We start from the raw sequence: 21,795 nt of genomic DNA, 5'->3' as shown, positions 1-21,795 counted from the left end.
GGGTGCACCTGCTGCTCGTCCGGCACGCGCTGCCCGAGGCCGTCGAGCACGACGACGGCACCCACGCCGACCCGGGCCTCGCGCCGCAGGGCCGTGACCAGGCGGCCCAGCTGGTCGACGCGCTGGCCGGCACCCCGGTCGACGCGCTGCACACCAGCACGATGCTCCGCGCGGTCCAGACCGCCGAGCCGCTCGCGCGCGAGCGCGGTCTCACCCCGCACACCCGCTCCGACCTGCGCGAGTACGACGCCGAACGCTCCCTCTACGTGCCGGTCGCCCGGATGGCGCAGGCCGACCCGGCGGCGTGGGAGCGGATGCGGGCCGGGTACCTGCCCGAGCACGTCGACGGCGCCGCGTTCCGGGCCCGGGTGTGTGCCGGGATCGAGGAGGTCGTCGCGGCGCACCCGGGGCGGGCGACGGTGGTCGTCGTCGCGCACGCGGGCGTGGTCAACGCCTATCTCGCCGAGGTGCTGGGTATCGGCCGGGACCTGCCCTTCCCGCTGGACTACGTCGGGATCTCGCGGGTGGTGTGCGCCCGCGACGGGATGCGCAAGGTCCGGACGGTGAACGAGACGGCCCACGTCGCGGACCTGCTCTGATCCCGGTGCGGACCGTTGTGTGACGGTCGCGTCGACCGCTTGCCGTCGACCGTTTGCCGTCGACGATGGCGCACGTGGCGGGCCTGTGACGCCGCTCATACGCCGTTCGCCGCCGTCGTTGCGCCGCCCGGCTTCACGCGCATCATCCGGGGCGACGGCCGGGCGGGGTGTACCTAGGCTCGACGGGAACTCCTGCCCGCCACCGACGCCGAGGCGGTAGGCCCCGTGCCGAGGTCGGGTGCCGGGTCCGCAGCGGGCCACCCACGCCGGACTCCGAAGGGACCCCACGCCGATGGTCGAGCGCGGCGGCTCCGGGACGGGAGGCGACGAGCCTCGCGACCCCGATCCCGCCGCCGGCGTCCGCGGCCCCTTCTCCGTCCCGGACTTCCGCGCGCTGTGGACCGCGGAGATCCTGTCGGTCGCCGGCGACCAGGTCGCGCGGGTCGCGCTGACCGTCCTGGTCCTGAGCGAGACCGGCTCGGTCGCGTGGTCGGCGGGGGTCTACGCGCTGACCTTCCTGCCCGCGCTGCTCGGCGGGCTGCTGCTCGGCCACCTCGCCGACCGGTGGCCGCGTCGCCGGCTGCTGATCGGGACCGACCTGGTCCGGGCCGGTCTCGTCGTCGCCATGGCCGTGCCCGGTCCCGGGCTGCCGGTCCTGGGGACGCTGCTGGTGCTGGTCGTCCTGCTGGGCGGCCCGCACACCGCGGCCCGCTCGGCCCTGTTGCCCGACCTGCTGTCCGGAGACCTGCTCGCCCGAGGCCTGGCGCTGCGCCAGGTCTCGGTGCAGGTGGCGCAGGTGGCGGGCTTCGCGGGGGGCGGTCTGCTCGTCGCGACGCTGACCCCGCGCGGCGCACTGCTGGTCGACGCCGCGACGTTCGTCGGCTCGGCGGTGCTCGTCGCCCTCGGTGTCCGGTCCCGGCACGCGGCGGTCGCGGCCGGACCGTCGGCGGCGACCGCCGCGGAGACCGCGGCGGCGTCGGAGCCCGGGTCTGCGACGCGGTGGGCGGCCCGGTCCGGCGCCTGGTGGCGGTCGGCGCTGGCCGGCCTGCCGGTCGTGTTCGGCCACCCCCGGCGGCGCTCGCTGGCCCTCATGGCCTGGATGCTCGGCATCTTCGTGCTGCCCGAGGCGCTGGCGGCGGCCTACGCCGTCGCGATCGGGGCGGGCCCGGCGGCGACCGGGCTCCTGATGGCGGCCGACCCGGCGGGCAGCGCGGTCGGGGCCCTGCTCGTCGCCTACGTGTTGCCGGCCCGGCTGCGCGAGCGCGGCCTGGTGCCGTTGGCCGTCGGGGCGGCGCTACCGCTCGCACTGACGCCGCTGGCGGCCGGCCTGTGGCAGGCGGTCGCACTCTGGGCGGTGTCGGGAGCCTGCGCCACGGCCTGCCTGATCGCCGCCCAGTCGGGCTTCGCGCGGGCCACGCCGAGCGCGGTGCGCGGGAGCGCCGTGGGCGTCGCCGCGTCGGGTCTCGTGGCGACCCAGGGGGTCGCGGTCCTCGCCGGCGGGATGCTGGCCGAGTGGACCGCTCCGGCGACGGCGCTCGGTGTGTTCGGTGCGGTGGGGATCGTGCTCGCCCTCGGCGCGGTCCGGATGCTCCGGTCGGCCGGTCCGGGGGCGGTCGCATGACCCCGCCACGCGTGGTTCCCGGTGATCACCAGCCTCGGTTGCGCACGATGTCACCTCCTGTCGTCCGGTACGACGGCACCGCCGCCATTCGTGTCACTCAACGTGACGAATCGACGTCCATTATACCCGTTCGGGTGACATCGACGGTGTCGGACGAACGCGGTGTGCCGATCGGTCCCGTCCGTTCGGGTAGGTGCTCGTGACCGGGATCCGGAGTGGTGAGCCCGAACGTCCCCGCTGGCCCTTCCGCGGCCTGCCGGCGCGGGTGCTCGCCGTGCTGGTGCTCGTCGAGCTCACCGCCGTGGTGCTCGTCGTGACCGATGTGGCCCGGCTGCCGTGGGACCGCGACACCGGCCTGCTGGCACTGGGCGCACTCGGTCTCGCGGCGCTCGGCGCGGTGCACACCGAGCTGGCGACCGGCATCGAGCGGGTGCGCCGGCGGGTCGCACACGTCTCCTACTTCGACCTGTCGACGGTCTGGACCTTCGCGGCCGCGCTGCTGCTGTCGCCGGGGATGGCGGGCCTGGTGGTCGTGGCCGTCTACGGCCACCTGTGGTGGCGGGTCTGGCGTCCCGCCGGGGCGCACTTGTACCGGCACGCCTACACCACCGCGACCGTCGTGCTCGCCGCGATGGCCGCCTCGGTCCTCGTCCCGTCCGAGTCGCTCACCGCGGCCGCGGGGGTCGGCGGCGGGAGCCGGGTGGTCGGCTACCTGTCGCTGCTGCTGGCCATGGCGGTCTACGGACTGGTCAACCAGCTGCTCGTCGCGACCGCGCTGGCGCTGTCCTCGCCGCACCGCCCCCAGTGGCGACGGCTGGTGGGGGACTGGGACGACCACGTGCTGGAGGGCGCGACGCTGTGTCTGGCGGTACTGGCCGCGCTCGCCGTGCAGCGCCAGGTGCTGCTCGTGCTGCTGGTCCTCCCGCCGCTGCTGGTGCTGCACCGGGCGGTGCTGATCCGGCAGCTGGAGGAGCGGGCGAACACCGACGCCAAGACCAACCTGCTGACCGCCGTCGCGTGGCGGGGCCGGGCGCACCGGGCGCTCGCCCGGGCGCGGCGCCAGCGCGGTGCGGTCGCGGTGCTGATCCTCGACCTGGACCACTTCAAGGCCGTCAACGACGGTTACGGCCACCTCGCCGGCGACGAGGTGCTCTCCGCCGTCGCCGGGACGCTGAAGGCCCAGGTCCGCGAGGTCGACCCGGTCGGGCGCTTCGGCGGGGAGGAGTTCGTCGTCCTCCTGGCCGGGCTGCCGGTGGGGCCGGAGGGGCGCGAGCTCGCCCACAACGCGGCCGAGCGCATCCGGCGGACCGTCCGGTCGCTGGCCGTGCACGTCGACGGCCAGGGCGGCGGCATCACCATCTGCGACCTGTCGGTGTCGGTCGGGGTCGCGGTGACCGGCGGCGACGGCGAGTCCCTCGACGAGCTGCTGCAGGTCGCCGACCACGCCCTCTACGCGGCCAAGCGGGCCGGGCGCGACCAGGTCCGGACCGGACGCGACGGGAGCGTCCCCGGCCGCTGACCCCTGCGCGACCGGGTCCGCCGCACCGGCACCGGGACCCCGCGCCGGCGTGGGCGACGGGACGACGGGGGATACGCCACCGGGTCGCCGGGCACAGCGGGCTCCGGGCCGCCGGGCCGCCGGGCCGCGGCGGCTGATCGGCTCCGTCCCGGAGGGGGCGGCGTCGGCGCGGGAGCGTCAGGCGTGTTCGGGTTCGGCCGGGAAGGTGTGGCGCCCGATCCGCACGGCGTCGCGCCCGGCCCGCTTGGCCGCGTAGAGCGCGGAGTCGGCGACCTCGAGCAGGCCGGTCAGGGCGTGGCCGTCGTCGGGGAACAGCGCCCCGCCGATCGAGACGGTGATCCCGGCGCCGGCCCGGGGCGACGGACGGCCGTCGGTCCGGGCGGCGCCCGGGGACGGTGCGGGCAGCCGCTGGGCCGGGACCCCGTCCGGCGGAGCCACCGGGCCGGAGCCGCCCGCGATCCGCCTGCGCAGACGCTCGGCGATCTGCCGGACCTCCTCGCGCCCGTCGTTCCCGGAGAGCCGGGGGAGCAGCACGACGAACTCCTCCCCGCCGAACCTGCCGACGAGGTCGTGGTCGCGCAGCTCCTCGCGCAGCACCTGGGCGGTGGCGGCGAGGACCTGGTCTCCGTAGAGGTGGCCGTGCGTGTCGTTGATCTCCTTGAAGTGGTCCAGGTCGAGGATCAGCAGCGCCGCGGTCCGCCGTTCGCGATCGGCGAGGGTCAGCTCGTGGGTCCCGCGCAGGTGCCAGGCCGCGTGGTTGAGCAGCCCGGTCTTGGCGTCGGTGTCGGCCCGTTCGCGCAGCTGGCGGACCAGGATCGTGCGGTGCAGGGCCAGGATGGGCGGCACCGCGAGCAACGCGACGAACGGCCCGCTCGCGGCCAGCGCCCCCGCCGTCAGCGCCCCCAGGCAGAGGGTCGCCAGCTCCAGGGTGAGCTCGTCGCCGCCGAACAGGATGCGCACCACCCGGGTGTCCGGGCTGGCCACCGCCACCACGCCGAGGACCAGGCAGGTGTTGACGACGGTGTAGGTCAGCAGCGCGAGCAGCAGTGCGAGGGTGCCGGGCAGGCTGCCGTAGAGCTCGCCGGGCCGGGTCGCGGCGAGCACCCCGGCCGCCGCGTGCACGGACAGGATGACCGTCGCGGTGCTGTAGACCTCGCGGTAGACCGGCCTGCGGTCCGGGGGCGGCACCGGCCGCAGCACCCGGACGTAGAGGTGGGTGTAGACCACCACCACCACGAACGCGCCCAGTACCGGTGGCAGCAGCAGGGCCGAGGCGAAGGTCCAGACCGAGGTCAGGTTCACGTGGTGGGTCTCGGCGGTGTAGCGCCGGATGCGTTCGACGCCGGCCACGACCTCGGTGTGCAGGATCCCGGCCACGGTCAGCGTGGCGAGCAGCACCAGGGTCGCGTGGTCGAGCCGGGGCGGGTTCAGCAGACCGGCGAGCACCAGGCAGACCGCCAGCAGTTCCACGGCGAGGACCGGGCCGAGCAGCCGTCCCGGGATGGACCAGATCGGCCAGCGGGTGACCTGGTGCAGCCGGACCGGTTCCCGGGCCATACGTCCCTCCCTCGCCGGCGTCGTCCCACCCGATCCTGCCCGTCCGCAGCAGCGACCGGCGTGCCGCCCCTCCGTGATCCTAACCGCACTCGTCGCCGTCAGTGATCGATACGGCTTCGTGATCGCGTCGTAGCTGCTCGGACGAGTGGTGTGATCACGCTGAGTGCCGGCCGCACGGCCGGACCGGTGATTGTTGATATCGCAATGGTGCTCCCTGGTTTGTTCGCGGGCCGACGGCGGGCCACCCTTTTCGGCGGCGGCACCGGTGAATGCGTGAGAGACGATGTCGGTATGCCGGTAATTGCTGTCCCGTGATGTCACGGCGGCGCCGCGACGTGCGGGATGTCGATCAGGAAAGGGGTGTCCGATGCGCAACTGGGGTTGGTGAAGGCGTCCGCGGTAAGGGCTGCGGTCATTGTGTCGATCAACTGTGGGTCCGAGTGCGAAAGGAGATCGACAATGCGCAACTGGGGTTGGTGAGAACAGTGGACGTACCGCGTCGCAGCACGGGGCGCGGCGGGCCCCGTCCGGGTGACGGACGACGCCCGCCGCGCCCGGCAGCGCCATCGGGTCGCCTCGGCTACCGGTCCGTAGAGTGGGACCACGAGTCGATGCCGGTCCTCCCTGCGGTCCCTCCGCCGTGGAGGACGCCCGAACGGGACCGGCGGCGAGGAGGCAGTACGTGACGACGAACCGGGGACTCTCGGCGATCCGGCGCCCGGCCGATCTGCGAGGGCTCGGGCCCGACGAGCTGACCTCGCTCGCGGCCGAGATCCGTGGGTTCCTGATCAAGGCCGTGTCCCGCACCGGGGGCCACCTGGGGCCCAACCTGGGTGTGGTGGAGCTGAGTATCGCCCTGCACCGGGTCTTCGAGTCCCCGCAGGACACCCTGATCTGGGACACCGGGCACCAGGCGTACGTGCACAAGCTGCTGACCGGCCGTCAGGAGGGCTGGGACCGGCTGAAGAAGACCGGTGGGCTGTCGGGCTACCCGAGCCGCGCCGAGTCCGAGCATGACCACGTCGAGTCCAGCCACGCGTCGTCGTCGCTGTCCTGGGCCGACGGGATCGCCCGCGCGCACGCCCTGACCGGGGTCGACCGGCACGTCGTCGCCGTGATCGGCGACGGGGCGTTGACCGGTGGCATGGCCTGGGAGGCGCTCAACAACATCGCGGCCGGCGAGGACCGCAACGTCGTGGTCGTCGTGAACGACAACGGCCGCTCCTACTCGCCGACCATCGGCGGGCTGGCCGACCGGCTCGCGTCGCTGCGGCTGCAGCCCGGCTACGAGCGGGTGCTCGAGGCCGGCAAGCGCACCGTCCGCGGCACCCCCGTGGTCGGGCCCGCGCTCTACGCCGGCCTGCACGCGTTCAAGGCCGGGGTGAAGGATGCGCTCTCCCCCCAGGAGCTGTTCTCCGACCTGGGGCTCAAGTACTTCGGCCCGGTCGACGGCCACGACATCGGCCAGCTCGAGTCCGCGCTGCGCCGGGCGAAGCGCTTCGGCGGGCCGGTCATCGTGCACACGGTCACCCGCAAGGGCAACGGCTACCCGCCCGCGGAGAACGACGAGGCCGAGCAGATGCACAGCCCGGCCGCGTTCGACCCGGAGACCGGTCTGCCCACCGGTACCCCGGTCACCGGCTGGACCGACGTGTTCGCCGAGGAGATGGTGGCGCTCGGGTCGCGGCGCACCGACGTCGTCGCGATCACCGCGGCGATGCTCGGCCCGACCGGCCTGGCGCCGTTCGCGGCCGCCCACCCGGACCGCATCGTCGACGTCGGGATCGCCGAGCAGCACGCGCTGACCACCGCCGCCGGGCTGGCCCGGGCCGGGCGGCACCCCGTCGTCGCGCTGTACTCGACGTTCCTCAACCGCGGCTTCGACCAGCTGCTGATGGACGTGGGCCTGCACCGCGAGCGCGTCACGCTGGTGCTGGACCGCTCCGGGGTCACCGGCAGCGACGGCCCGTCGCACAACGGGATGTGGGACCTGTCGCTGCTGGGCATCGTGCCCGGTATGCGGGTCGCGGCCCCCCGCGACGAGGAGACGCTGCGCGAGGAGTTCCGGGAGGCCACCGCGGTGACCGACGGCCCGACCGCCCTGCGTTACCCCAAGGGCTCGGTGATCGGCTCGGTGCCCGCGCTGCGCCGCCTCGACGGCCCGGCCGGGGTCGACGTGCTGCACGAGCCGTCCGACGGGCGCTCCCAGGTGCTGCTCGTCTGCGTCGGCGCGTTCGCGACGTCCGGTGTCGCCGTCGCCCGGCGGCTCGCCGACCAGGGCGTCGACGTGACCGTCGTCGATCCGCGGTGGGTGCTGCCGGTCCCGCGGGAGCTGCTCACGCTGGCCGCCGACCACCAGCTCGTGGTCACCGTCTCCGACTGCGGCACGCACGGCGGGTTCGGCTCCGCGCTGTCCGACGCGCTGCGCGCCGCCGAGCTCGACGTGCGCCAGCGCGACCTCGCGCTGCCCCAGGAGTACCTGGAGCACGGCAGCCGCGACGACGTGCTCGCCGCGACCGGGCTGACCGAGCAGGACATGGCGCGCCGGATCACCGAGTGGGCGGCCGCGGCGGTCCCCTCGACCCCCGAGGGTGCCGTTCCCGGGCGGGAGCGCACCCGCTGATGCGCGTCATCGTCGTCGAGGACGAGCCGGCGATGGCCGACGCCGTCGTGCGCGGCCTGCGCCGGGACGGGATGGCCGTCGACGTGGCCTACGACGGCGACGAGGGCTCGGAGAAGCTGTCGGTGACCCGCTACGACGTCGCCGTCCTCGACCGGGACCTGCCCGGCCGCAGCGGCGACGACCTGTGCGACGAGCTCGTCGCGGCGGGCGGCCTGACCCGGGTGCTGATGCTCACCGCGTCGGGCACCCCGGCGGACAAGGTCGAGGGACTGTCCCGCGGCGCCGACGACTACCTGGTCAAGCCGTTCGACTTCCCCGAGCTGGTCGCCCGGGTCCGGGCGCTCGGTCGCCGGGCGACCCCGGCGGTGCCACCCACGCTGCGGGCCGGCGACGTCGTGCTGGACCCGGCCCGGCGCACCGTGCTGCGCTCCGGGCGGCCGGTCGAGCTGACCCGCAAGGAGTTCGGCGTGCTGGAGGTCCTGCTCGCCGCGGGCGGGGCCGTGGTGTCCTCGGAGGAGCTGCTCGAACGCGTCTGGGACGAGAACGCCGACCCGTTCACCACCACGGTGCGGGTCACCGTCATGACCCTGCGCAAGAAGCTCGGCGCGCCGGGGCCGATCGACACCGTCGTCGGTGCCGGGTACCGGGTGCCCGCCGACGGGACCCCCACGGCGTGACGGCGTGGGCGCCCTCCGGCCGCGGCTGACGCTGCTCGCGACGGCGCTCGTCGCCGCAGTCGCCGCGCTGCTGCTCTGGCTCGGGTGGATGCTGGTCGGCGCGGTGGTCGCGGGCACCCCGGCGCTGCCCGGGACGGTGTTCGTCGGCGGGGTCGCCGTGCCTGCCGAGACCGCCCGCGACGCGGTCGCGGCCGCGGCCCGCGCCGAGGTGCTGCGGGCCGGGCTGATCGCGTTCCCGCTGGTCGTCGCGGCCGGGGCCGTCACGTCCTGGGTGCTGGTCGGGCGGGTGCTGTACCCGCTGCGCCGGGTCGTCGAGACCACCTCGCGGCTCTCGGCGAGCTCGCTCGACGAACGGGTCGCGCTCGCCGGTGCCCGTGGCGAGGTCGCCGAGCTGGCCGCCGCCGTCGACGCGATGCTCGACCGGCTGCAGGCCGCGTTCGACGCGCAGTCCCGGTTCGTCGCCAACGCCGGGCACGAGCTGCGCACCCCGCTCGCGGTGCTGCGCACCGAGATCGACGTGACGCTCCAGGACCCCGACGCCGACGCCGAGGAGCTGCGCCGGATGGCCGGGGTCGTCCGGGAGGCGGGCCGCCGCTGCGACGAGCTGGTCAGCGGGCTGCTGCTGCTCGCCCGCACCGAGGCCGGGGGAGCGATGCCGGGCTCCGACCGGGTGCCGGTGGACCTGGCCGCGCTCGTCGCCGCGGAGCTCGCGGCCGTGACCGGGGACGTCGCCGTCCGCGGCCTGGTCGTGCGCACCGACCCCCGGCCGGCGACGACCCGGGGGAACGAGCCGCTGCTGCGCCGGATGGTGGCGAACCTGCTGGAGAACGCGGTGCGGCACAACCGCGACGGCGGCTGGATCGAGGTCGGCTGCGGGACCGGAACGCCCGGGCCGGGGGTCGTGCTGCGGGTCGCGTCGTCCGGGCCGGAGCTGGCCCCGGACAGGGTGGCCGAGCTGTTCGAGCCGTTCCGGCGGGGCCCGGTGGCCCGCACCGCCCACACCCGCGGCTCCGGCCTGGGGCTGTCGATCGTGCGGTCGGTGGCCACCGCGCACGGCGGGGCCGTGCACGCCGAGGCGGTGCCCGGTGGGGGACTGGAGGTGCACGTCGCGCTGCCCGACGACGGCACGGCCCCGGAGCCCTCGGGCGGGGCCCCGGTCATCGCCCGCTGACCGGACGCCGACCCGGTCCGGGTGGCTCACCCGGGACGCGGGCCGGGGCGGCTCGGGCGGCTCAGCGGGCGCGGGTGGCCAGGGCCGGTTCGAGCAGCGGGGCGAGCAACTCGACCTGCCACGGACGGGCGCCGCCGGCGGCCAGGGCGGCCGGCAGGTCGCCGTCGGTGGGCGGGGTCCAGCAGACCCGGCGCAGGAGGTCGGGCTGCAGCAGGTTCTCCACCGGCACGTCGTGCTGCTCGGAGACCGTGGCCAGTGCCGCGCGGGCGGCGGCGAGCCGGGCCGCGGCGTCGGGGTCCCGGTCGGCCCAGCGCGCCACCGGCGGCGGGCCGTCGGTGGTGGCGGCGCCGCGCGGCAGCTCGGTCTCGGGGAGGTCGGCGGCCCGGCGGAGCGCGTCGAACCAGTAGCGGGCCAGCCTGCGCTGGGAGCGTCCGCGGAACACCGGCAGCTCGGCCAGTGCCTGTGGGGAGTCGGGGTTGCGCACCGCGGCGTCGACGATCGCCGCGTCGGGCAGGACCCGGCCGGGGGCGATGTCGCGCTCGGCGGCGAGGGAGTCACGGGCCTGCCACAGCTCCCGGACCGCGGCGAGCGGGCGGGGGCGGCGGACCTTGTGGATGCCCGAGGTGCGCCGCCAGGGCTCCGCACGCGGCGGGGACGGCGGGGCGGTGCGGACCGCCTCGAACTCCTGGCGGGCCCAGTCGAGCTTGCCCTGCTCGTCGAGCATCCGGGTCAGGACCGTGCGCAGGTCGACGAGCACCTCGACGTCGAGCGCGGCGTAGACCAGCCAGTCCTCGGGGAGTGGGCGGCGCGACCAGTCGGCGGCGCCGTGCCCCTTCTCGAGGCCGAGGCCGAGCAGGTTCTCCACCATCGGGCCGAGCCCGACCCGGGGCAGTCCGGCCAGCCGGCCGGCGAGCTCGGTGTCGAACAACGACGCCGGGCGCAGGTCCAGCTCGGCCAGGCACGGGAGGTCCTGCGAGGCCGCGTGGAGCACCCACTCCGGCCCGTCGAGGGCCTCGGCGAGCGGGCCCAGCTCGCCGCGCAGCGGGATCGGGTCCACCAGGGCGGACCCGGCCCCGGCACGCCGCAGCTGCACGAGGTAGGCGCGCTGGGAGTACCGGAAGCCGGAGGCGCGCTCCGCGTCGACGGCGACCGGGCCGCTGCCCCCGGCGATCGCCGCCGCCACGCGGGCGAGGTCGTCGGGGGTCGCGGTGACCGGGGGGAGGCCGTCGGCGGGACGGAGCAGCGGTACCGGATCGGGTGAACCGTCCGGAGTCGCCGAGGCCGGCGGCCGGGTCGTGTCCGTACCGCCGGCGGCGCCGGTCCCGGGAGTCAGCGAATGACCCCCGCGCGCATGGCGAGCGCGACCATCTGGGCGCGGTCGCCGGTGCCGAGCTTGCGGCCGATCCGGGAGAGGTGGCTCTTCACCGTGAGGGCGGAGAGGTTCAGGGCCTCACCGATCTCCTTGTTGGACTGGCCGTCCGCGACGAGCTGCAGCACCTCGACCTCGCGGGCCGAGAGCTCCCGCGGGGTGTTGTCGGTGCCCGGCACGCGGGACCCGGTGGCGAGCAGCGGGGCGACCGTCGGGTCGGCGTAGACGCCGCCGTCGAGCACCCGCTTGACGCCGTCGGTCACGACCGAGGGCGACGCCGACTTGAGCAGGTAGGCCTGCGCGCCGGCCTGGAACGCCGAGCGGACCGCGTACGGGTCGTCGGAGGAGGCGAGCACGACCAGCCGGTTCCAGCCGAGCGAGCGGAGCTCGCTGACCAGGTCCAGCCCGCTGCCGTCCGGCAGGGTCAGGTCGAGGATCGCGAGGTCGCAGGGACCTGCGGCGTGGGCGCGTGCCCGCGCCTCGGTGACCGAGGCGGCCTCGTGCACGGTGCCCGCTCCCATGGAGCGCAGCCGTCCGGCGATCGCCTCCCGGAGCAACGGGTGGTCGTCCACGACGAGCACCGAGAACAGCTCCTCCCGCGGCTGCGGGACGATCCCCGGCGAGAGCACTGCTCCACCGATCGGAGCGCCACCTGGGGTGGTGCTGCCGGAGCTCTGCGCCGGCACTTGCTGGCCAAGTACAGCCACGTCGTCAACCTTCCTGGAGTCGGTCGTACGCCCCCGACCAACACCGGAACCCGAGGGACGGAGAGTGGCGCTCGGCCGCCCGGGCGGGTGCCATGGAAGAGATGGTATCCCTCCATGCGGCCTAACGTCTGGTGTGCATTCGTCTTTCCGGCCTGGAAAGTTACATGCATGTGGGCGCGGTCCCACCCCTCCGGGTGAAAGATTTCCGACGCATGCCGTTGACCTGCGACGTTCAGCCGGGTGATCGGCTCAACGGCACTGCGCCTACCGGCGGCAGACCCGCAGCGGTCGACACCAGGGACGCGAACGCGACGGCGTGTCGGGACAGATCACCGTCGCTCTCCGTGGGCGACCAGGAGGCGCGCAGCTCGACGTCGTCCTCCCGCGGCGGCCCCTCGCCGGGGCCGCCACCGACGCCGCTGAGCCCGCCGAAGCGGACCGACGAGGTCTGGGTGACGGTCCCGCCGAGCGCGGTGAACCCGGCGCCGGCGTGCTCGAGCGCGTCGGTCAGCCAGGACCAGCCGATCCGCGGCAGCATGTCGTCGCCGAGCTGGCCGGGCTCCAGCCGGGCCTGCACGAAGCAGACCAGCCGGAACGTGCCCTCCCAGCGTTCCTGGCCGTCGGGGTCGTGGAGCAGGATCAACCGGCCGGAGGTGTCCGGCTCGTCGAGGTCGTCGGTCCCGTCGCCGCGGTGCCCGATGTCGGCCTCGACGCTGGTCGCCCAGCTGTACGGCGCGAGCCGGGGCGGGGCCTCGAGCGGCCGCACCACGAGCTCGGGGCGCGGTCGGACCGACGCGAGCGAGCGGACCGCGCTGCGGAACGCTGCTGGTGGTGGTGAGTTCGGGTCCGGCACGGCGTCGGACTCTAGGGTGCGACACCCGTCGTCCCTGGCAGGCGCGCCGGGGCGCCCGAGCACCGGCCCGGTCCGCGTGGGATCATCAGGAGGTCATGACTGCAGGTATCGTCTCCGCGCCCCCCGCCCGCCGCGACCTCGCGGGAGCACCGTTCCTCGACGCAGTGCGCGGTGCGACGCCGTCGCGGCTGCCGGTCTGGTTCATGCGCCAGGCGGGTCGCTCGTTGCCGGAGTACCGGGCTCTGCGCCGGGACAACGCGATGCTCGAGGCGTGCCTCACCCCGGACCTGACCTGCGAGATCACCCTGCAGCCGGTCCGCCGCCACGACATGGACGCGGCCATCCTGTTCTCCGACATCGTGGTGCCGCTGTACCTGGCGGGTATCGGGGTGGACATCGTGCCGGGCACCGGGCCCGTCGTGGACTCGCCGGTCCGCACCGCCGCCGACGTCGCGGCGCTGCCCGAGCTGGCGCCCGAGCAGGTGGCGCGCGTCACCGAGGCGATCGGCCTGCTGCTGCCCGAGCTGGGCCGCGTCCCGCTGATCGGGTTCGCGGGCGCCCCGTTCACCCTCGCCTCCTACCTCATCGAGGGCGGCCCGAGCCGCAACCACGAGCGGACCAAGTCCCTCATGCGCTCGGCCCCCGACGTGTGGCACGCCCTGCTCGGCAAGCTCGCCGTGCTCACCGGCACGTTCCTGCAGCAGCAGGTCGCCGCCGGGGTGGACGCGGTCCAGCTGTTCGACTCCTGGGCGGGTGCGCTGTCCGAGCGCGACTACCGCGAGTTCGTGCTGCCGCACTCCGCGGCCGTGCTCGGCGCGCTCGCCGGGGCCGGCGTGCCGCGGATCCACTTCGGGGTCGGCACGGCCGAGCTCCTGGGTGCGATGACCGACGCCGGCGCCGACGTGATCGGCGTCGACTGGCGGACCCCGCTCGACGTCGCGGCCCGCCGGGCCGGTGGCGCGGTGCCCGTGCAGGGCAACCTGGACCCGGCGGTGCTGTTCGCCGGTCAGGAGGCCGTCGACGCCGAGGTCGTGCGGATCGCCGCCGAGGGGGCGCGCACCCGCGGGCACGTGTTCAACCTCGGCCACGGTGTCCTGCCCCCCACCGACCCGGACGCGATCACCCGGACCGTCGAGACGGTGCACGCCCAGCCCGTGGCCGGGCCGACGGGCGACCGTCCGTCGCGATGACCCGCGTCGCCGTCGTCGGCGGCGGTGTCTCCGGTCTGGCCTGCGCGCACCGGCTGCGCACGCTGCTCGGCCCGGCCGCCGAGATCGTCGTGCTCGAGCAGCGTGACCGGCTCGGCGGCGTGCTGTGCACGGTCGATCTCGCGGGGGCGCCCTTCGACGTCGGCGCCGAGGCCTTCCTCGCCCGCCGTCCCGAGGTCCCCGCGCTGCTCACCGAGATCGGGCTGGCCGACGCGCTCACCCACCCCACCGCGGCGACGGCGACGATCCGCGCGGGCGGGCGGACCGTCGGCCTGCCCCGCGGCACCCTGATGGGCGTGCCCGGCCGCGACGCCGACCTCGGGGGAGTGCTGTCCGACGCCGGACGGGCCGCGGTCGCCGCCGAGCCGACCACGCCGCTGGACTGGGACCCGGGCACCGACGTCGCGCTCGGGGCGCTGCTGCGCCGCCGGTTCGGCCCCGAGGTCGTCGACCGGATCGCCGACCCGCTCCTGGGCGGTGTCTACGCCGGGCGGGTCGACCGGCTCGGCCTGCGCGCCACCGTCCCGGCGCTGGCCGCCGCGCTCGACGCCGGGGCCGGGTCGGTCACCGAGGCGGCCAGCACCGGGATGGCCGCGTCCGGCCAGCCCAGCGGCACCCTCGCCGCCGGGACACCGGCCGCGGGGGCCGGCGCCACCACACCGCCGGTCGCCGGGAGCCGGGGCGCCGTGCCGACCGCCGCCGGGGGCTCCGGGGCCGGCCCCTCCGCGGTGCCACAGCCGGTGGCCGCGGGACCGGTCTTCGGCGCCGTGCGCGGCGGCTACCGCGAGGTGATCGCCGCACTCGTCGCCGCGTCCGGGGCCCGGGTGCGCACCGGCGTCACCGTGCGGGAGGTGCACCGTCGCCCCGACGGCTGGCGGCTCGTCCTCGGACCGGTCCCGCAGCCGGAGGCGCTCGACGTCGACGCCGTTGTCCTCGCCGTCCCCGCACCCGCCGCCCGCCGGCTGCTGGAGCCGGTCGCACCGGCCGCGGCCGCCGCGGCCGGGCGGATCGAACTCGCCTCCTCCGCGGTCGTCGCGCTCGCCTTCCGGGCCGCCGACGTCACCGGCATGCCCGGCACCTCCGGCTGTCTGGTCGCCGCGGACGAGCCCCTGTCGGTCAAGGGCGTCACCCACGCGTCGACGAAGTGGGCCCACCTCGGTGAGGACGGCCTGGTCCGGCTCCGGGCCTCGATCGGCCGGTTCGGCGAGGAGGCGAGCCTGCAGGTCGACGACGCCGAGCTCGTCGCCCGTGTCCGTGCCGACCTGGCCGTGCTCGACGGCGTCGACGCCGTCCCGGTCGCGTCGTTCGTGCAGCGCTGGGGCGGCGGTCTGCCGCAGTACGGCGTGGGGCACGGAGCGGTCGTCGACGCGCTGGAGTCCGCCGTCGCCGCTGTCGGGGGGCTGGAGGTCGCCGGGTCGATGCTGCACGGGGTCGGCGTCCCCGCCTGTGTCGCGACCGCACGGGCCGCCGCCGAGCGGCTCGCCCCGGCCCTGCTCGCCGCACGGACCGGTCGCTGAGGGCACCCTCACCGGCCGCGTACCATGCCGGACATGGCCCGCGTGGACGTCAAAGCGATCAACGACACCATCCGCTACACCATGTGGTCGGTCTTCCGGGTCGAGCCCGGCCGCCTCGGCGACGACCGCTCGGCCGCCGCCCGCGAGGCGACCGAGTACCTCGACTCGCTCGCCAACAAGGACGTCACCGTCCGCGGCGTCTACGACCTCGCCGGTGTGCGGCACGACGCCGACTACATGATCTGGTGGCACGCCTCGGAGATCGAGTCGCTGCAGGCCGCCTACTCCGACCTGCGCCGCACCACCGCGCTCGGCCGTGCGAGCGTGCCGGTCTGGAGCCAGACCGCGCTGCACCGCCCGGCGGAGTTCAACAAGAGCCACGTCCCGGCGTTCATGGCCGGTGAGGACCCGAAGCGCTACGTGTGCGTCTACCCGTTCGTCCGGTCCTACGAGTGGTACCTGCTGCCCGATGCCGAGCGTCGGACGATGCTCGCCGACCACGGCAAGGAGGCCCGGGACTACGCCGACGTGCGCGCCAACACCGTCCCGGCCTTCGCCCTCGGCGACTACGAGTGGATCCTGGCCTTCGAGGCCGACGAGCTGTACCGCATCGTCGACCTCATGCGGCACCTGCGCGGCACCGAGGCCCGCCGCCACGTCCGCGAGGAGATCCCGTTCTACACCGGCCCGCGGGTCGAGGTCGGCGACCTCGTCGCGTCCCTGCCCTGACCGGCGGTGGGGGCCGCCGGCCGGCGGCCCCTACTCCGCGGCGGGCTCGAGGGTCAGCGACACCGAGTTGATGCAATAGCGCAGGTCGGTCGGCGTGCCGTAGCCCTCCCCGGCGAACACGTGGCCCAGGTGGCCGTGGCAGGTCGCGCACAGCACCTCGGTGCGCGTCATGCCGAGGCTGGAGTCGGTGCGCTCGATGACGGCCTCACCCGCGAGCGGGGTGAAGAACGACGGCCACCCGCAGTGCGACTCGAACTTGGAGTCGCTGCGGAACAGCTCCGCCCCGCAGGCCCGGCAGCGGTAGACGCCGGTCGTGGTCGTGTCGGTGTACTCACCGGTGAACGGGCGCTCGGTCCCGGCCTTGCGGAGCACCTGGTACTCGTCCGGGCTGAGCTGGGCCCGCCACTCGTCGTCGGTCTTCTGCACCGGCGCCGCCGGGAGCTCGGCGTCGGAGGTGGTGGTGTTGCGGCTGAACAGACCCATGCATCCACGGTAACCCGTTGATCGGTCGTGTGCCGCCGGTCGTCAGACCCAGGTGGCGACGACGAACCCGGCCGCGTTCGCGATGACCCAGGCCGCGACGAGCAACAGCAGCACCGTCACCCCGACGGCGGCGGCGCGCTGCGGCCCCCGGAGCCGGTTCGCCGACTCCGCGAAGTCCCCGACGCCGCGGATGTAGCCCTCCACCGAGCACGACGGCACCCGCTGCATGCGGTCCAGGTGCGCGGCGAACGCCCGCGCCTCCGGGTCCTCCGGGTCGAGGCCCAGCAGGTCGTCGTCGAACCGGGGGGACCGGTCGGAACTCATGGGCACACGATAGACGCCGGGGGTAGGTTCGCCGGGTGGCGAGCCGTGAGGTCGTGATGCTGCAGGTGGACGGGCCCGACGGGCCGCGTGACGTCCGCCTGACCAGCCCGGACAAGGTCGTGTTCGGCGAGCTCGGCATCACCAAGCGCGAGGTGGTCGAGTACTACGTCGCGGTGGGGGAGCCCATGACCGGCGCGCTGCGCGACCGCCCCACCAACCTGAAGCGCTTCAACTCCGGGGTGGCCGGCGAGCCGTTCTTCGTCAAACGCGTCCCGAAGGGCGCGCCGGACTGGGTGCGGACCTGCACGGTGACCTTCCCCAGCGGCCGTACCGCCGAGTCGGTGTCGGTCACCGAGCCCGCGACGATCGCCTGGGCGGCGAACCTCAACACCCTCGACTTCCACCCGTGGCCGGTCCGCTGTGCCGACACCGAGCACCCCGACGAGCTGCGCATCGACCTCGACCCGCAGCCGGGCACCGACTTCGGCGACGCCGTCGTCGTCGCGCAGACGCTGCGCGAAGTCCTCGCCGAGGCCGGGCTGACCGGGTGGGCCAAGACCTCCGGCGGGCGGGGCGTGCACGTCGCCTGCCCGATCCGGCCCGAGTGGGACTTCGTGCAGGTCCGGCACGCGGTGATCGCGATCGCCCGCCGCGTCTGCCGGCGCATCCCGGAGCTGGCCACCGTGGACTGGTGGAAGGAGGAGCGCGGCGAGCGGGTCTTCCTCGACTACAACCAGGCCGCCCGCGACCGCACCATCGCCTCGGCCTGGTCGGTGCGCGGGCTGCCCGCCGCGACCGTCTCCATGCCGGTCACCTGGGACGACCTCGGCGAGGTCGACCCCGCCGAGTTCACCCTGCGCACCGTGCCCGGTCTACTGGGGCGCCACGGCGACCCGCACGCCGGCGCGGGCGAGGAGCGGGGGAGCTGCGCGACCGCGCTGGAGTGGTATGCCGAGGACGAGGCCGAACGGGGGCTGGGGGACCTGCCGTACCCGCCGGAGTACCCGAAGATGCCCGGCGAACCGCTGCGGGTGCAGCCGAGCCGGGCGCGCAAGCAGTGAGGCGGGCGGGCGAGGACGGGCCCGTGGATCCACAGAACCGATGACCCGTCGGGACCCCTTTTGACGGACACATCGTGGTCCACGGGCACATCACGCAGTTCGACTCGGGGACGGGACCGACGTCGTTCCGTGCGAACGTCGACGGTGTCCGGCACTCGAAGTGGTACGAGTACAGGACCAACACGCTGCTCTCCGGTGAGCAGAGCGCCCTCGCCGATCTGGTGCAGGGTGACCTCTTCCGCGCCGAGGTGGTCGTCGGGCAGCCCTACACCCACGGCAACACGATGGGCGGCTCGACCACCGCGCCCACCCTGGCGATCACCACGATCACCAGGACCGGGTCGGCGACCTGACCTGGGTCCACGCCCCGCCCGGCCCCCTCGTCCGACGGGGCCGGGCGGGGCGCCCGGGGTGGCACAATCGTCTGCCATGTACGCGGTCATCGACGACGGCCCCTACGCCGGCGAGCAGGTGCGCATCGACCCCGACGTCACGGGCCGTCCGCCGCGGACGATCGAGCTGTCCGACCCCGGCGGGGACCCGAGGGGCTACGTGCTGATCGGTCCGCACGCCGACGCCGACCGGTGGATCTACCGGCGCGCCCGGGGCGACATCGACGAGTGATCACCGGTGGTGGAGCGCAGCGTCCGTGGGGCGGGCCGGATCCTCCACGACGGGTGATCACTCACCGCGTTCGCGGGCGCGCTTGCGGCGCTTCCCCTCGTGCATGGCCGCGACCCGCGGCACCGGGATCGCCCTGCCCTCGGTGAGCAGGACCTCCGGTAGCGGGGCCGGCCCGGGCCGCAGCTCCGCCCAGGTCGGACGGCCCGCGAGCAGCCCGGCCACCGTGCCCACCGTGAAGTCGGCGGGCGTGACCCGGTCCAGCTCGTCCCAGGTGAGGGGGAACGACACCGGCAGGCCGGGGCGGGCCCGCGGGCTGTAGGGCGCGGCGAGGGTGGCCCCGCCCACGCGCGTCGGGTCGAGGAAGACCCGGCCGCCGCGGTCGTCCCGGATGAACGCGGTCGTCGCGACGTCGGGGGCCAGCGCCGCGGCACGGGCGCACACCGCGCGGGTCGCGGCGAACGCGTCCTCGACCGGGAGCGGCTCCGACAGCGGGACCACCAGGTGCAGGCCGGTCGCGCCGCTGGTCTTCACCGCGGCGGCGAGGCCCAGCTCGGCCACCGCCGCCCGGACCGGGTGCGCGGCGGCGACGACCCGGTCGAAGCCGGCGCCGTCGGGCGGGTCGAGGTCGACGACGAGCTCGCCGGTGGTCGTCGCACCGTGCGGCACGAGGGTCGGGTGGAACTCGACGGCGCGCTGGTTGCCGAACCACAGCAGCGTGCGGCGGTCGTGGCAGAGCGGGTAGTGCACGGTGCGCTGCGACGAGTCCGCCCACACGTCCACGGTCGGGATCCAGCCGGGCGCCCCGCGCGGGAGGTTCTTCTGCATGAACGGCGCCTGGCCGGGACGGGCCCGCACCACCGACAGGGGCCGGTCGGCCAGCGCGGGCAGCAGCAGCGCGGCGACGGCGTCGAGGTGGTCGAGCAGGGCCCGTTTGGTGACGCCGGCGCCGTCGAAGGCCTCGGCGTCGAGACTGGTGAGCTCCACGCCGTCGCGGACCTCGTCGACCTGCCGGCGCGCCACGGCTCAGCTCCCGATGAACCCGCGCTCGGCCAGCCAGGCCCGCGCGACGTCACGGGGGCTCTGCCCGCCTGCGGAGACCCGGCCGTTGAGCTGCTGCATGGTCTGCTGGTCCAGGGCCGCGGTGATCGGGGCGAACAGGTCGGCGACCTGCGGGGCCCGGTCGAACACGTCGGCCCGGAAGACCGGGACCGCGCTGTAGGTGATGTGGTAGCCGCGGTCGTCGGTGAGGACCTTCAGGCCCAGCGCCGGGATGCGCCCGTCGGTGGCGGCGACCTCGCCGAACAGGCAGACGCCGTCGGCGGTGGACTGGAAGATCAGACCCTGTTCGAGGGTCTCGCGGCGGTCGCGGGGGAGCTCGAAGCCGTAGGCGCGCTGGAGCCCGGCGAGGCCGTCGGCGCGGGAGGCGTACTCGGTCTCGACGCAGACGTCGCCGGGCTGTCCGGAGCGGACGTAGGCGGCCATGTCGCTGATCGTGTTCAGGTTCAGCCGCGCCGCGGTCGCCCCGTCGACGACGAAGGAGTACGTGTTGTCGAACCCGGCGCGGTCCAGCCACACCACGCCGTTCTGCGCACGGTCGCGGGTGCGCAGGTCGGCGAGGACCTGGTCGTCGGCGAGGGTGCGGGTCTCGCGCAGGTACGACGCCCACGCCGTGCCGGTGTACTCCCAGTAGGTGGAGATGTCCCCCGACAGCAGCGCCTGCCGGGTCACGTCGGAGCCCCCGACGTTGCACCGGTCGGTCACCGACGCCCCGGCGGACTCCAGTGCCGCGATCGAGATCTGGCAGAGGGTCTGCTGCTCGTCGAAGTTCTTCGACCCGACGACGTAGGTCCGGCCGGACAGGTCGACGCGCGGGGCGAGCGACCCGGCGGAGGCCCGCGGCCCACCTCCGGCGAGCCCGGTGCAGCCGCCTGCCAGCAGCGCGACGGCGAGCAGGGCCGGGACCAGCGTCCGCAGCCTGCGGCCGGGGAAGGGGCTCACGGGATCGTCCTGGTTCGCGGGGATGGGTGGTCCGGCCAGCCGACCACGATCCGTCCGTCGGCGCAACGCCCACGCACACACGGTGATCGACCCGGAACACACCGCGTCCCCGCACCCGGTGGAGCGGGGGCGGGGACGCGGTGGGCGTACCGGGACACCTCAGCCGATGAAGCCCTGCTGGGTCAGCCACTCACGGGCGACGTCGCGCTCGTTCTGGCCGAAGGAGGACACCTTGCCGTTCAGGTCGAGGATGGTGTTGTAGTCCAGGGCCTGGGCGATCGGCGCCAGCACCTGCCGGACGGCGGGGTTGGCGTTGTAGACGTCGGCCTTGATCGTCGGCGCCGCGTTGTAGGTGACGTGGTACTTCTTGTCGTCGTCGAGGACCTTGAGCTTCAGGCCCGGGATGCGGCCGTCGGTGGTGAAGACCTCGCCGAACAGGCACTTGTTGTCGGCGGTCGCCTGGTAGATCACGCCGGTGGCGAGCACCTGCGGGTTCGGTGCGGTGAAGCCGTAGGTTTTCTCCAGGCCGCGCAGGCCGTCGTCACGCGAGTTGTACTCGGTCTCCACGCACACCGAGCCGGCCGGTGCCTTGCCCGACTTGATGTAGTCCGCCATCTGCGACAGCGTCGTGATGCCGAGCTCCTGTGACTTCGCCTCGGTCATGGCGAAGGCGTAGGTGTTGTTGAAGTTGGCCTTGTCCAGCCACTGGATCTGGTTCTGCTGCAGGTCCCGCTGGGCGACGAGGTCGTAGAGCTCGTTGTCGTCGGTGATCCGGCGGGTCTCCTTGAAGAACGACGCCCAGGCGGTACCGGTGTACTCCCAGTAGATGTTGATGTCCCCGGCCAGCAGTGCCTGGCGGGTGACGTCGGTGCCACCGGTGTTGCAGCGGTCGGTGACGTTGCCGCCTGCCGACTCGAGCGCGGCGACGGTGATCTGGCAGAGCACCAGCTGCTCGTCGAAGTTCTTGCCGCCGACGACGTAGTTCTGTCCGCTCAGGTCGCCGGCCTGGGCCAGGGAGCCGCCGGAGGCCGAGGGGCCGCTGCCGCTCAGGCCGCCACAGCCCGCCAGGGCGAGCGCCGCGGCGGCGGCCATCGCCGTCAGGGCGAGACGCCGGGATCGTCCGAACTTCACGTGTCCTCCAGGGAATGCGGTACT

21 protein-coding genes are annotated in these 21,795 nt (G+C 74.8%); 12 read left to right on the top strand and 9 right to left on the bottom strand.

Annotated elements, in window-relative coordinates; translation table 11 throughout:
• The first annotated feature begins 2 nt into the window (after window positions 1–2).
• From DMP15_RS19635 to DMP15_RS19625, 3 genes are all read left to right on the top strand, one after another.
• Window positions 3–599, top strand: a complete 597-nt coding sequence (locus DMP15_RS19635) for a histidine phosphatase family protein (protein WP_073577104.1) — start codon at window positions 3–5, stop codon at window positions 597–599.
• A gap of 292 nt (window positions 600–891) precedes the next feature.
• Window positions 892–2,220, top strand: a complete 1,329-nt coding sequence (locus DMP15_RS19630; RefSeq protein ID WP_073577103.1) for an MFS transporter — start codon at window positions 892–894, stop codon at window positions 2,218–2,220.
• Between the two features lie 199 nt (window positions 2,221–2,419).
• On the top strand, window positions 2,420–3,739 hold the full coding sequence (locus tag DMP15_RS19625) for a GGDEF domain-containing protein (protein ID WP_139282926.1): 1,320 nt from the start codon (window positions 2,420–2,422) through the stop codon (window positions 3,737–3,739).
• 177 nt (window positions 3,740–3,916) lie between these two features.
• Here DMP15_RS19625 and DMP15_RS19620 read toward each other — a convergent pair whose 3' ends face one another.
• Window positions 3,917–5,296, bottom strand: coding sequence for a GGDEF domain-containing protein (locus tag DMP15_RS19620; RefSeq protein WP_073577102.1), 1,380 nt, complete (start codon window positions 5,294–5,296; stop codon window positions 3,917–3,919).
• Between the two features lie 682 nt (window positions 5,297–5,978).
• Here DMP15_RS19620 and dxs point away from each other — a divergent pair.
• Genes dxs through DMP15_RS19605 form a run of 3 tightly spaced genes read left to right on the top strand, consistent with a single transcriptional unit; the run spans window position 5,979 to window position 9,767 of the window.
• On the top strand, window positions 5,979–7,919 hold the full coding sequence (dxs, locus tag DMP15_RS19615) for a 1-deoxy-D-xylulose-5-phosphate synthase (protein WP_073577101.1): 1,941 nt from the start codon (window positions 5,979–5,981) through the stop codon (window positions 7,917–7,919).
• On the top strand, window positions 7,919–8,596 hold the full coding sequence (locus DMP15_RS19610) for a response regulator transcription factor (protein WP_073577170.1): 678 nt from the start codon (window positions 7,919–7,921) through the stop codon (window positions 8,594–8,596). The genes dxs and DMP15_RS19610 overlap by 1 nt, the downstream gene beginning before the upstream one ends.
• Before the next feature lie 4 nt (window positions 8,597–8,600).
• Entirely contained in the window at window positions 8,601–9,767 is a 1,167-nt protein-coding gene (locus tag DMP15_RS19605; protein WP_337826273.1) for a HAMP domain-containing sensor histidine kinase, read from the top strand.
• Window positions 9,768–9,828: 61 nt separating this feature from the next.
• On the opposite strand, the gene DMP15_RS19600 is transcribed toward DMP15_RS19605, so the two are convergent.
• The 3 genes from DMP15_RS19600 to DMP15_RS19590 all read right to left on the bottom strand — a co-directional run bounded on the left by DMP15_RS19600 (window position 9,829) and on the right by DMP15_RS19590 (window position 12,696).
• Complete coding sequence (locus DMP15_RS19600; RefSeq protein ID WP_246352878.1) at window positions 9,829–11,010, bottom strand: HRDC domain-containing protein; 1,182 nt, start codon at window positions 11,008–11,010, stop codon at window positions 9,829–9,831.
• An 86-nt stretch (window positions 11,011–11,096) separates the two neighbouring features.
• Window positions 11,097–11,750, bottom strand: coding sequence for a LuxR C-terminal-related transcriptional regulator (locus tag DMP15_RS19595; RefSeq protein WP_100880960.1), 654 nt, complete (start codon window positions 11,748–11,750; stop codon window positions 11,097–11,099).
• 325 nt (window positions 11,751–12,075) lie between these two features.
• Window positions 12,076–12,696: a DUF3000 family protein gene (locus DMP15_RS19590; protein WP_073577097.1), complete on the bottom strand. Its 621-nt coding sequence runs from the start codon at window positions 12,694–12,696 to the stop codon at window positions 12,076–12,078.
• Window positions 12,697–12,791: 95 nt separating this feature from the next.
• Between DMP15_RS19590 and hemE the strand changes: the two genes are divergently transcribed.
• From hemE to hemQ, 3 genes are read left to right on the top strand one after another with little or no spacing between them, the layout of a single operon-like run.
• Window positions 12,792–13,886, top strand: a complete 1,095-nt coding sequence (gene hemE / locus DMP15_RS19585; protein WP_073577096.1) for a uroporphyrinogen decarboxylase — start codon at window positions 12,792–12,794, stop codon at window positions 13,884–13,886.
• Complete coding sequence (gene hemG, locus DMP15_RS19580) at window positions 13,883–15,421, top strand: protoporphyrinogen oxidase (protein WP_073577095.1); 1,539 nt, start codon at window positions 13,883–13,885, stop codon at window positions 15,419–15,421. The genes hemE and hemG overlap by 4 nt, the downstream gene beginning before the upstream one ends.
• 33 nt (window positions 15,422–15,454) lie before the next feature.
• Window positions 15,455–16,150 carry a hydrogen peroxide-dependent heme synthase gene (hemQ, locus tag DMP15_RS19575; RefSeq protein WP_062404609.1) on the top strand — a complete coding sequence of 232 codons (696 nt, stop codon included), beginning with the start codon at window positions 15,455–15,457 and terminating at the stop codon, window positions 16,148–16,150.
• 30 nt (window positions 16,151–16,180) lie between these two features.
• Here the strand turns inward: hemQ and msrB are convergent, their stop codons facing one another.
• Together msrB and DMP15_RS19565 are read right to left on the bottom strand one after the other, a co-directional pair.
• The gene (gene msrB, locus DMP15_RS19570; RefSeq protein ID WP_083658895.1) at window positions 16,181–16,633 is read right to left on the bottom strand and encodes a peptide-methionine (R)-S-oxide reductase MsrB; all 453 of its coding nucleotides are present in this window, start codon (window positions 16,631–16,633) and stop codon (window positions 16,181–16,183) included.
• A gap of 42 nt (window positions 16,634–16,675) precedes the next feature.
• A complete protein-coding gene (locus DMP15_RS19565) occupies window positions 16,676–16,957 on the bottom strand; it encodes a hypothetical protein (RefSeq protein WP_073577094.1) in 282 nt (93 codons plus the stop codon).
• Window positions 16,958–17,013: 56 nt separating this feature from the next.
• Between DMP15_RS19565 and ligD the strand changes: the two genes are divergently transcribed.
• The 3 genes from ligD to DMP15_RS19550 all read left to right on the top strand — a co-directional run bounded on the left by ligD (window position 17,014) and on the right by DMP15_RS19550 (window position 18,642).
• Window positions 17,014–18,018 (top strand): non-homologous end-joining DNA ligase, encoded by a 1,005-nt coding sequence (gene ligD, locus DMP15_RS19560; protein WP_073577168.1) that lies wholly within the window; start codon window positions 17,014–17,016, stop codon window positions 18,016–18,018.
• A gap of 74 nt (window positions 18,019–18,092) precedes the next feature.
• Window positions 18,093–18,371, top strand: a complete 279-nt coding sequence (locus tag DMP15_RS19555; protein ID WP_073577093.1) for a hypothetical protein — start codon at window positions 18,093–18,095, stop codon at window positions 18,369–18,371.
• Window positions 18,372–18,447: 76 nt separating this feature from the next.
• On the top strand, window positions 18,448–18,642 hold the full coding sequence (locus DMP15_RS19550; RefSeq protein WP_073577092.1) for a hypothetical protein: 195 nt from the start codon (window positions 18,448–18,450) through the stop codon (window positions 18,640–18,642).
• Between the two features lie 57 nt (window positions 18,643–18,699).
• On the opposite strand, the gene DMP15_RS19545 is transcribed toward DMP15_RS19550, so the two are convergent.
• The 3 genes from DMP15_RS19545 to DMP15_RS19535 form a co-directional block, all read right to left on the bottom strand.
• Window positions 18,700–19,662 (bottom strand): DNA polymerase domain-containing protein, encoded by a 963-nt coding sequence (locus DMP15_RS19545; RefSeq protein WP_073577091.1) that lies wholly within the window; start codon window positions 19,660–19,662, stop codon window positions 18,700–18,702.
• 3 nt (window positions 19,663–19,665) lie between these two features.
• Window positions 19,666–20,640 (bottom strand): glycine betaine ABC transporter substrate-binding protein, encoded by a 975-nt coding sequence (locus tag DMP15_RS19540; RefSeq protein WP_337826272.1) that lies wholly within the window; start codon window positions 20,638–20,640, stop codon window positions 19,666–19,668.
• Between the two features lie 159 nt (window positions 20,641–20,799).
• Window positions 20,800–21,771 carry a glycine betaine ABC transporter substrate-binding protein gene (locus DMP15_RS19535; protein ID WP_253067901.1) on the bottom strand — a complete coding sequence of 324 codons (972 nt, stop codon included), beginning with the start codon at window positions 21,769–21,771 and terminating at the stop codon, window positions 20,800–20,802.
• Between the last annotated feature and the right edge of the window lie 24 nt (window positions 21,772–21,795).

Origin of the sequence: Pseudonocardia sp. UM4_GMWB1, assembly GCF_017312155.1 — a bacterium.
GTDB classification, from domain to species: Bacteria; Actinomycetota; Actinomycetes; order Mycobacteriales; family Pseudonocardiaceae; genus Pseudonocardia; species Pseudonocardia alni.
Note: the sequence above shows the minus strand (reverse complement) of the source record. Positions and strands in the feature narration are given on the sequence as shown.

Bases quoted from the DNA above. Each gene is read 5' to 3' on its own strand.
- hemQ (WP_062404609.1), top strand. From the start codon at position 15,455: ATGGCCCGCGTGGACGTCAAAGCGATCAACGACACCATCCGCTACACC.
- DMP15_RS19620 (WP_073577102.1), bottom strand. From the start codon at position 5,296: ATGGCCCGGGAACCGGTCCGGCTGCACCAGGTCACCCGCTGGCCGATC.
- DMP15_RS19630 (WP_073577103.1), top strand. From the start codon at position 892: ATGGTCGAGCGCGGCGGCTCCGGGACGGGAGGCGACGAGCCTCGCGAC.
- msrB (WP_083658895.1), bottom strand. From the start codon at position 16,633: ATGGGTCTGTTCAGCCGCAACACCACCACCTCCGACGCCGAGCTCCCG.
- DMP15_RS19565 (WP_073577094.1), bottom strand. From the start codon at position 16,957: ATGAGTTCCGACCGGTCCCCCCGGTTCGACGACGACCTGCTGGGCCTC.
- hemG (WP_073577095.1), top strand. From the start codon at position 13,883: ATGACCCGCGTCGCCGTCGTCGGCGGCGGTGTCTCCGGTCTGGCCTGC.
- DMP15_RS19610 (WP_073577170.1), top strand. From the start codon at position 7,919: ATGCGCGTCATCGTCGTCGAGGACGAGCCGGCGATGGCCGACGCCGTC.
- hemE (WP_073577096.1), top strand. From the start codon at position 12,792: ATGACTGCAGGTATCGTCTCCGCGCCCCCCGCCCGCCGCGACCTCGCG.
- ligD (WP_073577168.1), top strand. From the start codon at position 17,014: ATGCTGCAGGTGGACGGGCCCGACGGGCCGCGTGACGTCCGCCTGACC.
- DMP15_RS19550 (WP_073577092.1), top strand. From the start codon at position 18,448: ATGTACGCGGTCATCGACGACGGCCCCTACGCCGGCGAGCAGGTGCGC.